This window comes from Pedobacter sp. NEAU-ZC8, assembly GCF_059278965.1.
In genome coordinates this window covers 1-12275 of record NZ_JCAJXC010000011.1, presented here as the reverse complement: position 1 = coordinate 12275, position 12275 = coordinate 1, and the positions used below count along the sequence as shown (strand labels likewise).

The 12275-nt window shown below is 44.4% G+C and carries 10 protein-coding genes, 1 rRNA gene and 1 pseudogene; 10 read left to right on the top strand and 2 right to left on the bottom strand.

Annotation, left to right across the window (positions count from 1 at the left end; all coding sequences use genetic code 11):
- From AC5WJX_RS10105 to AC5WJX_RS10060, 10 genes and pseudogenes are all read left to right on the top strand, one after another.
- On the top strand, positions 1–1134 hold the full coding sequence (locus AC5WJX_RS10105; RefSeq protein ID WP_494484410.1) for a glycosyltransferase family 4 protein: 1134 nt from the start codon (positions 1–3) through the stop codon (positions 1132–1134).
- Positions 1131–2225, top strand: a complete 1095-nt coding sequence (locus AC5WJX_RS10100) for a glycosyltransferase (RefSeq protein ID WP_494484409.1) — start codon at positions 1131–1133, stop codon at positions 2223–2225. The genes AC5WJX_RS10105 and AC5WJX_RS10100 overlap by 4 nt, the downstream gene beginning before the upstream one ends.
- Positions 2226–2273: 48 nt before the next feature.
- Positions 2274–3509 carry a glycosyltransferase family protein gene (locus AC5WJX_RS10095; protein ID WP_494484408.1) on the top strand — a complete coding sequence of 412 codons (1236 nt, stop codon included), beginning with the start codon at positions 2274–2276 and terminating at the stop codon, positions 3507–3509.
- Entirely contained in the window at positions 3506–4801 is a 1296-nt protein-coding gene (locus tag AC5WJX_RS10090) for a glycosyltransferase (RefSeq protein ID WP_494484407.1), read from the top strand. Before AC5WJX_RS10095 ends, AC5WJX_RS10090 begins: the two co-directional genes overlap by 4 nt.
- Positions 4783–5886 (top strand): glycosyltransferase family 4 protein, encoded by a 1104-nt coding sequence (locus AC5WJX_RS10085; RefSeq protein ID WP_494484406.1) that lies wholly within the window; start codon positions 4783–4785, stop codon positions 5884–5886. Before AC5WJX_RS10090 ends, AC5WJX_RS10085 begins: the two co-directional genes overlap by 19 nt.
- Positions 5873–7327 (top strand): exosortase Y-associated Wzy-like protein, encoded by a 1455-nt coding sequence (locus AC5WJX_RS10080; RefSeq protein WP_494484405.1) that lies wholly within the window; start codon positions 5873–5875, stop codon positions 7325–7327. Before AC5WJX_RS10085 ends, AC5WJX_RS10080 begins: the two co-directional genes overlap by 14 nt.
- A gap of 28 nt (positions 7328–7355) precedes the next feature.
- Positions 7356–7538, top strand: a complete 183-nt coding sequence (locus AC5WJX_RS10075) for a hypothetical protein (protein ID WP_494484404.1) — start codon at positions 7356–7358, stop codon at positions 7536–7538.
- Positions 7539–7556: 18 nt separating this feature from the next.
- Positions 7557–8597 (top strand): annotated as a pseudogene (locus tag AC5WJX_RS10070) (XrtY-associated glycosyltransferase XYAG1); the annotation flags it as partial.
- 67 nt (positions 8598–8664) lie between these two features.
- On the top strand, positions 8665–10113 hold the full coding sequence (gene xrtY, locus AC5WJX_RS10065; protein ID WP_494484403.1) for an exosortase Y: 1449 nt from the start codon (positions 8665–8667) through the stop codon (positions 10111–10113).
- Entirely contained in the window at positions 10079–10636 is a 558-nt protein-coding gene (locus tag AC5WJX_RS10060; RefSeq protein ID WP_440430185.1) for a WcaF family extracellular polysaccharide biosynthesis acetyltransferase, read from the top strand. The genes xrtY and AC5WJX_RS10060 overlap by 35 nt, the downstream gene beginning before the upstream one ends.
- Positions 10637–10682: 46 nt before the next feature.
- Here AC5WJX_RS10060 and AC5WJX_RS10055 read toward each other — a convergent pair whose 3' ends face one another.
- The gene (locus AC5WJX_RS10055; RefSeq protein WP_440430184.1) at positions 10683–11663 is read right to left on the bottom strand and encodes an acyl-ACP desaturase; all 981 of its coding nucleotides are present in this window, start codon (positions 11661–11663) and stop codon (positions 10683–10685) included.
- Positions 11664–11985: 322 nt separating this feature from the next.
- Positions 11986–12097: ribosomal RNA gene (rrf, locus tag AC5WJX_RS10050) — 5S ribosomal RNA — on the bottom strand.
- Positions 12098–12275 lie beyond the last annotated feature (178 nt).

Sequence of the window (12275 nt, the reverse complement as noted above, 5' to 3'; positions counted from 1 at the left end):
ATGCTTTTTCTTACACTCGCAACATTCAGCCAAACCGGTGGTGTACAGATGGTCTGCAGATCGATGGCCAGAGCCCTTCATAATATTAAAATGAAGAAAGCTGGGTTATTTCAGGTGCTTTCACTGTGTGACAGCCCGCACGATTCGAACAACAAATATGTACCTGCAAGTGCATTTAAAGGCTTTTCATACCAGCACTTGCGATTCTGTGCTTACGCTTTGCGGCATGCAGCTTCAAGCGAAGTCGTTTTGCTAGGCCATGTCAATTTGCTACCCATAGCCTGGTTAATCAAATGCCTTTGGCCGCGTACAAGGATAATTCTACTTGCACATGGAAAAGAAGTCTGGGGCAAGATGCCGCGCTGGAAAGCCCGCTTCATAAACCAAAAGACTGAAGTCTGGGCAGTGAGCAGGTTTACAAAAAAGATGTTTATGACAAAACATCAGGTTAGCCCGAAGAAGATACACGTATTGAATAACTGCCTTGACCCCTTCTTCCTGGTGCCACCCCACTTTGATAAGCCAGTCTACTTGCTAGATCGCTATGGCCTGAAGCAGCACCACCAGGTATTGCTTACCCTAACCAGATTAGATCGCTATGAACACGATAAGGGCTATGATCTGGTGCTCGAAATCCTCCCGACACTACTGGAAGAGTTTCCAAGCACGATATATATTCTGGCGGGGCGGCCCTCTGCGGCAGAGCAGCAACGTCTTCGTTCGAAAGTAGATGCTTTACAACTTACGGGGGTCGTCATAATGCCAGGGTTTATTCCAGAAGAAGAACTCACAGATCATCATCTACTAGCGGACACCTTCGTGCTGCCCAGCAGTAAAGAAGGCTTTGGGTTGGTTTTCCTGGAGGCAGCGGCTTGCGGCAGTAGCATCATTGCAGGCAATAAAGACGGTACCATGGATGCTGTCATGGAGGGTGCACTTGCCACCCTTATAGATCCTGGTTCCAGACTGGAGCTAACCGCTGCGCTACGAAAGCATCTTACACGAACGTACAACGATACTGCAGCTACCCTTCAACAGGATCGTGTAACCCGGCGATTTTCATTTTCAAAATATACAGCTGAGGTCGAGGAATTATTAAACCGGATAAACACATATAAGCAAGTAAAGACATGAACATTCTCATCATCATGAATCCTGGAATACCCGTGCCCCCTGTCAAATATGGCGGTATAGAACGCATTGTTTACCTACTGGCGAATGCCTATCACGCCAGCGGACATGCGGTCACTTTACTAGCCGGTCCTGGTTCCAGCTGCACTGGAAAAACCATCCATTTTGGAGCGAACAAACTCAATCGTTCAAAATGGGTGATCTGGAAAGAAGTCCTTTACGTCTGGAGGCATATAATCGAAAATAGAATATACCATACGCCAGCTAAGGGCAGATATGATGTAATACACAACTTCGGCAGACTGCTCTACCTATTACCGATGCTGCAGCAGCGAGTTGTAAAAATCATGAGTTACCAGCGGAAAATTACCCTGAGGAACATTAAGTTGCTCCGCCTAATGAGCCCAAAAAACTTCTGGTTTACTGCCTGCAGCGATCAAAACCGCAGATTCTCCAAAGATTTATACATGCAGAACCATGGCAGTAAATCAACTAGTTCCAGCAAGTTCAACAACTGGCGAACAATCTACAACGCAGTGGACTTTTCTAAATACGAGCCCAGCTATACGGTTGATGATGATGCGCCGCTAATGTTCCTGGGTAGACTGGAGCAAATCAAAGGTGTACACATAGCCATCGAGGTCGCTAAAACCACCAACAGAAAGTTGTGGATCGCCGGAAATGTTCCGGATAGTCCAGATGCAATCCGCTACTTTCAAAACCAAATTGCCAAGCATATTGACGGTATTCAAATCATCTATCTCGGCGAACTTGACGACCAGCAGAAAAACCATTACCTGGCTAGATCAGCCGCATTGCTGTTTCCCATAGACTGGGATGAACCTTTCGGCATTGTAATGATCGAGGCTATGGCATGTGGTACACCGGTGATCGCCTTTAACAGAGGCTCCGTACCAGAAGTTGTGACCCCAGGCGAAACAGGCTTTATTGTAAATGGCACCGGCGAAATGTGCAGTGCCATCCAGAAGCTTCAAGGAATAAATCGTCTAGACTGCCGGTATGCTGCCATGGCAAAGTTCGACATCTCTGTGATTACCCGTCAGTACCTGGCTTTAGGAGAATCACACCATTAAAGGTCAAATCACATAAACCACAAGATAACCAAACTACAAAGCGGATCTATGTATTACAAACATATTGTGTTGATCACTAGTGGTCAACCTGCAACAAATCCCCGGCTCGTGAAAGAGGCGGATTGTTTAACTGCTCAGGGGTATCGTGTCACCGTACTCTACTGCTATTGGAATAAATGGGCCAGCCTTGCAGATGTTGCCATCATGCAAGGACGAAAATGGAAAATCATTCGTGTAGGTGGTTCCCCTACAGAAAGTCCGTTAACATACATGACTTCAAAGTTAATTCAAAAACTTGCCTTTTGCCTATCCAGAATTCCTTCGAACAACAAGGTGGGAGTTTATGCGCTCTCAAGGGCTACTTTCCCCTTAGTACAAGCGGCTAAGAAAACGATCGGCGATTTCTATCTTGCGCATAATTTAGCAGCTCTTCCGGCAGCAGTTGAAGCTGCCAGGGCGCAGCAAGCTGTGGCCGGCTTTGATGCTGAAGACTACCATCGCGATGAAACAAAGGCCAACCCCTCAAGTTTAATCCGCCAACTCAAAGTGATGCTGGAAGACCGCTACATTCCCCAGCTGGATTATTTCAGCACAAGTAGTACGGCAATAGCTGACTTATATAAATCCCATTATCAATATCAGCCAATGGTGCTGAGGAATCTTTTACCCTTAGAGCCACTGCCATTTAAAAAGGAGCTGCCTGATGGCCCAAAAACATTGAAGCTTTTCTGGTTCTCACAAACCATCGGACCGAACCGGGGCATTGAACTGATCATTGAAGCACTCAAATACCTGAAAACACCACGCTATGAGTTACACTTGCTCGGGGAACCCCGGACCGGTTACCTCAAACAAATCGTTGATCTTGCAGCAACGCATGGTATACCTCCAACTAAACTGCATTTTCATCCCCCTGTACCTCCAGGTAGGTTGTTCCGGTACTGCTGCAAGTTCGACATTGGGTTAGCATCGGAGCCTGGACACTGCACAAACAACGATGCTGCATTAAGCAACAAGTTATTCACCTACATACAGGCTGGGCTGGCGGTACTGCTAAGTGACACCAAGGCTCAGAAAACATTTTACGATCAATACCCACAAATCGGAATATGTTACAAAAAGGATTGCGCCGTTGACTTAGGTCTGGCCATTCAGTACTATATAGATAATGATGTGGAACTGCGGCATACCAAGCGAGCGAACTTCCTGCTTGGACAACATACCTTGAACTGGGACCGGGAAAGCCAGCATTTCATCAACAAAATTAGACAAACCATCAATTGAACAAGCAACTGCTAATTATCTCGCCATATTTCGCTCCCATCAATGCAGCAGACATTCATAGGATTAGGACCAGCATGCCCTATTATGCACAATATGGCTGGGATGCTGAAGTCCTGGCGGTATACCCATGTTATACCGATTTTATAACGGATAATCTATTGATGCAAAGCTTACCGAAGGGTACGGTGGTTCACTATGTAAAAGCTTGGAATAAACGCTGGACATCAAAACTTGGGCTTGGCAGCATTGCACTCCGGTCGATGTGGTATTACCTTTTTGCCGCGAACAAACTTTTGCGGGAGAAGCACTATGATATCATTTTCTTTTCCACAACCCAGTTTCCAGTGCTGGTTCTTGCAGCCCGATGGAAGTCGAAGTTCAAGGTTAAGATTGTGTTTGATTTGCAGGATCCCTGGCATACGGACTATTACAAACACCGCCCGAAGCAGGAACGCCCAAAGAAGTTCTGGTTTTCCTATCAGCTGAATAAGTTTTTAGAGCCTATCGCCATGCGCGCTGCTGATGGTCTCATCAGCGTCTCCTCCAGCTACATCACCACGCTGCAGAAAAGATATCCCTGGTTAAAACATGTACCTGCGGTTGTTATTCCTTTCGGATTGCACCGTATGGACTTTGAAATTGCAAAGAAGAATGCCGAAGCGCATCCAGCTGTTGTGAGTAAGGGTAATAACTTCCATCTGGTTTACGTTGGCCGTGGAGGCCATGACCTTCTTCCGGCTTTTAAGCATCTCTTTCAGGCCATCAATTTGGGTTTGCAAACGGATCCTGATCTATTTAAGAACTTACGGGTCCGGCTCTTTGGGACAAGTTATGCAGCTAACGGTACAGGAAAATCAACCCTTAAGAATGAAGTTGAAAAACAGGGCTTAAATCATATTTTCAGCGAATCTACAGATCGTCTGCCCTATTATCATAGCCTGAATACACTTCGAAGGGCTAATTTGTTGTTTATTCCGGGTTCAGTGCAAGCCGAATACACGGCAAGTAAAATCTTCCCATACCTTTCGGCGCAAAGACCAATACTCGCTGTTGTCCACCGAGCCTCTGCTACCACGTCCTTGCTGACGGGACTTTCTCAGGTAAAGATCGTCAGCTTAGATCAGGACGACTTGCAGATCGTGCAAGGTATCAAAGCCCATTTGCAAAATGCGATGACGCTACCTAAATCTACGACAGAGATTCCAATTCCAGAGCTCAGGGAATTTACGTCAGAACATCTAACCCGGCTTCAAACCCGACTATTTAACCAGGTATGCAAACTCCAAAAATAAGCAAGCTAGCCATAATCTGTCAGCACCCTGTCCAATACTATGCCCCCCTGTTCCAGCTGATGGCTCAACAGCAGGATATAAAGGTGTTTTATGCTCCAAAAGCTACAGGAAACAAGTTTGATGAAGGTTTCGGGCATACCATCAACTGGGATATCCCAGTGCTGCAGGGCTACGAGCATCTTTTCAGCCATCGGTTAAAAGACATTAACGATTACTGTCCAACAGCAATCTTGATATACGGCTGGGCTTACACAAGCCACATGAAAATCATCCTGCATTTTAGCAAAAGGATCACTGTATTGTTTAGAGGAGATTCTACGATTTTGGACCCGATAAGCCCTTGGCGTGCGATTTTGAAGTCATACCTATTAAGAAAAGTATATACCAGGATTGATTTTGCGCTATATGTTGGCAGTAACAACAAGGCTTACTTTGAACACTATGGATTAAAAAGTAAGCAACTGATTTACGCCCGGCATGCTGTCGATAATACGCGATTTGCTGCCAACCGACAACTGGAGGCAGTCAAACTAAGAACATCACTGGGTATCGCCAACACGGAGGTATTAGTACTCTTTGCAGGCAAGCTGATCCCGAAAAAGAGACCCGAAATGCTGCTAAAAGCCTTTGGAAGCCTTACGCCTCCAGGTGCACACCTGCTTTTTGTCGGCAATGGAATCCTGGAAGATACCTTAAAGAAAAATGCTTTGGCTCTTCCAAACCAGGCTTGCATACACTTTCTCTCTTTTCAAAACCAACAACGAATGCCAGTAATTTATCAATCCTGCGACCTATTCTGCATCCCCTCCACCGGTCCTGGTGAGAGTTGGGGACTTGCGATAAACGAGGCAATGGCTGCCGGGAAAGCAATCCTATCTTCAGACAAGGTAGGCGGAGCAGCGGACCTGATCGATGACAATAATGGCCGGATATTTACCAGCGGCGATCTTAGGGACCTCACCATTAAACTGCAGATCATGCTCGCAAGTAAAAGGACACTGGAGCACATGGGACAGGCTTCAAGTGAAAGGATAAAGTACTGGAACTTCCAACATCAAATAGATGCCATATATGGGATATCTTAATTATCAAGGCCTTTCAACGTATAAACTGAAGACGATCTTGCCCTTGTATTTTCCCTGGGCCCTATCCTGCATCATCAGCCATAACCCCTTGTGCTCCTATGCACTTGCATGGCTCGGCTCGTTCTTTATCTTTTTCTATTCCTTACGTGGCCCTGTAAAAACGCTGGCTTCAGACCTTCCAGCAGGCATGCAGGTCATGCGCCCCATGATTCTTATTCAAGTGGTCTTTGCAGGTTTAATGTCAGTAAGTTCAATATTTTACTTTCTTGATCATTTGGGTTTCTACTTCTGGTCAGCTATACAAAATGATGGCTTTAATGTTAACGTGCATACCCTGCAGCTAGCCTATTGTCAAAGGTTGTACGTTTTTGCGCATGCCTCCCTTGTTCTGGGGATGATCATAGCAATGAAACCAAGGAACCCAGCTGCCTATATCTGGGTCCCGGATATCAAAGAACACTTAATTCCGATCCTGGTGGTAATACTATCGGCAGTGTATTGCCTCTCCTTTTTTGCGGCGCTGAATCAATTTTCAATACTCCTGGCGCCGGTTCCAAGCTTCCTTGGCGGATTCATGATCCTGATAGGCCTGCGACACCATCTACCAAAAATTACTGCATGCGGCATTTGCTTCTTTTGTTTCACTTTGTATCAAGCAGTTTATTCCGGCTACAAGGAAGCCCTCTTTGTTCATCTGATCTTAATGGCATTCATTCTTTACCCTTATTACAGATCCATTGTCGTCGGATTCGGCCTCCCCTTACTCCTGGTTTTCATCTATTTTCTGCCCATCTGGACCAATACCATCCGCGCAGAATCCTGGCAGGCTGAGCTACCGATAAAAAAAGCAGCAAACTACGCCTACAGCCAGATGGTTGAAGATCAGCATCAGGAAGCAGTGAAGCAGAACAGCTGGGACTTCCTGACCAACAGATTTAGTGAAATCAATATGTTTAGCAAATATGTATCCCATGTACCTAAACACCGGCCTTTCTACCATACAGAAATCCTGCAGAACGCGCTGTATGCGCTAATTCCCCGCGCACTTTGGCCCTCTAAACCTAATACCGAGGAGAAATCGATGGAACGTGTTTATGATGCCGGTGTAATAAGCAACAACTCGGATGCATCCGCAAAAACGAGAACCGTTGTAGATGGCTATCTCAGCGCTGGATTACCTGGAATTTTAATCACGATGATCTGCTATGGTAGCATCTGCCAAGTTTTGTGCAATATGGCTGAACGACTTTTCGGCGGCTATGAAGGTGGTTGCATCGTCGTTTTCAATGGAATGTTTCAGCAGCTATGGCGGGGTAACAACTTTGAGTTCATTCTGAATAACATCCTTTATGGATGCATCCTGATGCTCATAATCTTCAATATCCTTAGGTATCTGGGCTTGCTGATACCCAGCTGCAATCATCATACAAAGATCTCCTAATAATAGCTGAGTTGTTAAATTATTCAAGATGCTGAACAAAAGAATTACCGTGCTGCACATTACACCATCATATAAACCCGCTTATTGTTATGGTGGACCTACACGATCAATTGCCATGCTCTGCGAAGCCGCAAATGTCCCGAGTGCTAAACTAAGAGCTCTTGTATTTACAACAACTGCAAACGGCAACAAGGAATTAGACTTTAAATAAGGAGTTAAACAGAATGTTAATGGTGTTGATGTTTATTATTACTCCAGACTCAGCAAGGATCACACACACTTCTCCCCAGCGCTCCTCTTTGCACTACACCGCTTTCTACAAAGCGTAAGACGAAATAAACAAGAGCTGATCATCCACATTCATTCCTGGTGGAACCTTGTGGCTATACTCTCTGCGGCACTCGCGATATGCCATCGCATGCCCATGGTAATATCGCCCAGGGGGATGATCACGCCTTACACCCTATCATTCAGGCATAAAGCAGCTAAGTATCTGGTCCATTCCATAGTCGGCCGCCTGCTCCTTCAGGCTGCACATTTACATGCAACAACGGCATTGGAAGCAAAGAACCTGCTGCAATACCTTCCGACAAGCAAAATCAGCATCATCCCAAACCTCCTCACCTTCGACACTGTAGAAAACCGTTGCCAATCTATCAGCAACCCGATTAATGGCTTAACCAGGAGGATCCCGGAAATGGTTAATTCAAAGCAGAACGAGCAGCAACTGAGGCTAATTTTTCTTTCCAGAATAGATCCTAAGAAAGGTTTGGAAATCTTGCTTGAAGCGCTGGCAATCACAAATTTCCCATGGACACTTACGATTGCAGGAACGGGCAAAGCCGCTTACCTCCGTTACTTGAAACAACTATCAGGAAGCCTGAAGATCAGCAGTAACATCAGCTGGATAGGACAGGTAGAAGATGTAGACAAGTTTGAACTCCTGAACAGGCATGACCTGCTGACTCTTACCTCCAGCAATGAAAATTTCGGGAATGTCGTACTTGAAGCCCTCCTTGCCGGTACATCCGTATTGCTTTCAGACCAGGTCGGATTAGCACACTACATTCAGGAAGCAGATCTAGGCTGGGTTTGCAAAGCTGAACCTAAGGAAATTGCAAGCACGCTATCGCTCATAAACCTCGATCAGGACAAACGGTTAAGGATAAAATGCATGGCGCCCCAACAAATCAGAAAAGATTTCAGTACCGCCGATATTATGGAAAACTACTTAAGCTTATATAAAAAGGTCTTATCAAGGATGAATTAGAACTAGTCTGATCAGCAACATCCCTAGGCTCAGGTATTGAAGTTGCCCTAAACCTAATCAACTAAATATGTTCAAAGCAAGCCCGGCTTTCTCTTTCTTAATATTATCGTTCAACGATGAAATGCACATCGGCCGACTACTGGAGTCCATCAGACCCCTTGGAGCGGAGGTGTTTATCCTTGATTCTGGAAGTACCGACAACACCTTGAATGTTTCCCTTGCTCACGGAGCAACCTTTCAATATCATCCATTTGAAAATCATCCCAAACAATGGAATAAAGCACTCCATTGCTTTGAAATTACGACGCCCTGGATTGTGGCTCTTGATGCAGATCAGGTACTCTCCCTAGAACTTCTGGATTTACTCAAACACTTCGATCAGGGCGAAGATCCTGACTTAAATGGCATCTATTTCAACCGAAAGAACTATTACCAAGGCAGGTGGATACGTCATGGTGGCTACTATCCCTTCTACATGCTCAAAATGTTCCGTCGAAGCCTGGGCTGCTCTGACCTGAATGAAAACATGGATCACCGCTTCCTTGTACCAGGCAAGACCATAATATGGAAGCGAGGCTATCTCATTGAAGAGAACCTTAAAGAAAATAAAATACAGTTCTGGTTGGATAAGCACGGCCGTTATAGCGACCTGCTTGCACGGGAAGAGGTAGATCGAATGATGAAGATTAGATCGCAGGTCCTAAAACCGAGGTTGTTAGGAAACCCCGATGAGCGAAAGGCCATTTTAAAAATGCTGTGGTGGAAGCTACCGAGGTTCCTTCGTCCCCTGCTGTATTTCAGCTATCGTATGACCATCCAAAGCGGGTTTCTAGATGGACGTACCGGTATAATCTTTCACTTTCTGCAAGGATTCTGGTTTCGCTTAATCGTTGACCTCAAGATTGAGGAAATTTTAAAAGCGGAGAATATCAAACCACGGAAGGTCAGCTTACCGGCTGAGGGGATTTTCATCATTAAATTCCTGCTATTGTTTTTAATGCTGTATGGTTTCAATATTTTATTCATCGGACTAACAACTCCAGATGGAATTTATGTACCAGGTTTAGAGCAGCACGCAAACTACATACAGCAATGGCGTGCATTTACCCTTCAAACAACTGCCTCGCTGCTCGATATAATGGGTTTCCGCACTGTGCTGACGGAATTGAGTCTAAGGGTAATCGGTTTTAGCGGGTTCAAGCTGGTTTATAGTTGTCTCGGTTATGGAATTATGAGCTTCTTCGCAGCTTTTGTGATAAGCTATCCCAAGCGATTGGCAAGCAAGCTCTATATGTTAATAAGCGGTTTAATGATGATTCAGGCGACCAATATTGCCAGACTTGTACTAATCAGTATCTACTGGAAACCTAGCTTCAAAAACAGCTGGATAGATCACCATACCATGTTTAACATTAGCATTTACCTGATTGTCATAATAATACTTTATGCATGGACGAACGCTAAGCCTAATACGAACAGCCATGTCGAACACCACATTAAGGAAGAAATTCAATAAAAAGGAATTCAAAGTCGGCGCATCAAGTACCAAGGTTTACTGCTGGTACCTCGTTCATGTACTATGCTTTAAATCTGGGCTTGTTCCATTTAGTAGTATTCTGGTGGGAATTCTGAGGGTATTCGGAGCCGAGATCGGGAAGGATGTGCGTATCAAACCCGGCATTCACATCCGCTATCCCTGGAAACTACAATTGGGAGATCATTCCTGGTTGGCCGATTGTTATATAGACAACCTTGATTTTGTATGTATCGGGAAAAATGTGTGCATCTCGCAACAAGCAATGCTGATGACTGGAAATCACGACTATAAATCAAGCACCTTTGATTTGGTCACAAAGCCGATCGTGTTAGAAGATGGGGTATGGATTGGTGCAAAATCGTTAGTTACCCCAGGGGTAAGGGCTGCATCACATGCAGTTTTAACTGCAGGTTCAACTGCAGTTAAAAATCTGGATGCGTATGTTGTTTATCAGGGGAACCCTGCACTAAAGGTCAGAATTCGGAGATTTACCAACGAATAAAGAAGGTACTGGGAAAGTAAGTTTAGGCTGGATGGATAACTACAAATTAGGAGTGTATCCAGCTAAATTTATATTCCATTGATGGATTTTTCATACGTTCAGCCACTCGAAGTAAGCGGTTCGGCAAAGCCATCAAGTAATCTCTAGCCTTTTCACCAGCCTCATTCAGGTCAACCATACTCTCAACCTTCCACTCTTCGATCAACTGCTGCATAATCTCCACATAGTCAACGGCAGTATAAACGCCAAGTCGTTGTGCGGCATCTGTAAAGTGACCAAAGGTCTGACCGATCTTCAGTCCCATTTCTCGTAGGAAGTGTGCAGGCATAACGATCTTATGGCGCATCATATCCTCAAAGGCCAGCATTGCTTCGTTGGGATCAACCGCGAAGATCTTGCTCATGAAATCTTTATAGGCTTTGGCATGGCGGGCCTCATCTGAAGCAATTACACCACACATCTTAGATAATGAGGTATCACCATTCTGCTTAGCTAAGGAAGCTACGCGTCTATGTGAAATATTAGTAGCAAGTTCCTGGAAGCTTGTATAGATGAAGTTACGATATGGATCGTTTCCGGTGCCGATATCAAACCCGTCTGCAATAAGATACTGCGTAGAGATCTCCATTTGACGCATATCAACCCTACCCGATAAATACAAATATTTATTTAGAAGATCACCATGACGATTTTCTTCGGCAGTCCAATGTCTAACCCATTTCATCCAACCACCTTGTTCGTCCCTGTTTACACCGTCTACCATGGATAGCCAGGACTCATATGTAGGCAAAGCCTCTTCTGTAATGGTATCGCCGATAAGAACAGCAACAAGATCGTAAGAAAGTCCTTCTGCGTTCTCACGCAAGTACTTCAAATCCTGGAAAAAAGTCTCACTCGTAGAATCAGGCAGAAAATCTGAAGGCTGCCAGTTTGTATCAATTGGTTTCAGGTAAGTGTCCATTACTTCGAGCATATAGTTCTCGATATGTAACATTACTTCCCTTCTTCTTTCTACAAAAAACCTCATTATATATCTAATTTATTTGTGTGTAAAGATAAACAAATATCTGCCTATCTGAGAAGAACCGGAATCACAAAAACCGGTTTTCTGCTTGTATAATGAAGAAAAAGCAAATAACATGCCCTGATTTCCAAAGATTATTTGTTAAATGAAATATTTCCGAATAACAGACAGAATAAATCTGAATATTTTAGGAACAGCCCTTTGATAATTATGCGCTGATCACCGGTAGATGTTTAGATCGGAACTGTGAACTCCATAGCTGATTTTAGCAAAACCCGTATAAACAAGAAAAGCCTGCAAGTTTAACTTACAGGCTTTCTTTAAGATTTGGCACCGACCTACTCTCCCACGTGTTACCGCAGTACCATCGGCTCTGGTGGGCTTAACTTCTCTGTTCGGAATGGGAAGAGGTGGACACCACCGATATAGGCACCTAAATATTTTTAATGTTATTTAAGTAATCTATCTCTCGATTGATTGGTATTCAATAACAATGACATATTATTGAAAGAAGTTAGTATGAAGAACAAACAACAGTATTCTGCTTTTGAAAGCTTCGGATGATTAGTATTACTCGACTATGCTGTCACCAGCTTTACATCTGTAACCTATCAA

Coding starts and splice junctions, on each gene's coding strand:
- AC5WJX_RS10105 (WP_494484410.1), top strand. CDS start 1: ATGCTTTTTCTTACACTCGCAACATTCAGCCAAACCGGTGGTGTACAG.
- AC5WJX_RS10100 (WP_494484409.1), top strand. CDS start 1,131: ATGAACATTCTCATCATCATGAATCCTGGAATACCCGTGCCCCCTGTC.
- AC5WJX_RS10095 (WP_494484408.1), top strand. CDS start 2,274: ATGTATTACAAACATATTGTGTTGATCACTAGTGGTCAACCTGCAACA.
- AC5WJX_RS10085 (WP_494484406.1), top strand. CDS start 4,783: ATGCAAACTCCAAAAATAAGCAAGCTAGCCATAATCTGTCAGCACCCT.
- AC5WJX_RS10080 (WP_494484405.1), top strand. CDS start 5,873: ATGGGATATCTTAATTATCAAGGCCTTTCAACGTATAAACTGAAGACG.
- AC5WJX_RS10075 (WP_494484404.1), top strand. CDS start 7,356: ATGCTGAACAAAAGAATTACCGTGCTGCACATTACACCATCATATAAA.
- xrtY (WP_494484403.1), top strand. CDS start 8,665: ATGTTCAAAGCAAGCCCGGCTTTCTCTTTCTTAATATTATCGTTCAAC.
- AC5WJX_RS10060 (WP_440430185.1), top strand. CDS start 10,079: ATGTCGAACACCACATTAAGGAAGAAATTCAATAAAAAGGAATTCAAA.
- AC5WJX_RS10055 (WP_440430184.1), bottom strand. CDS start 11,663: ATGAGGTTTTTTGTAGAAAGAAGAAGGGAAGTAATGTTACATATCGAG.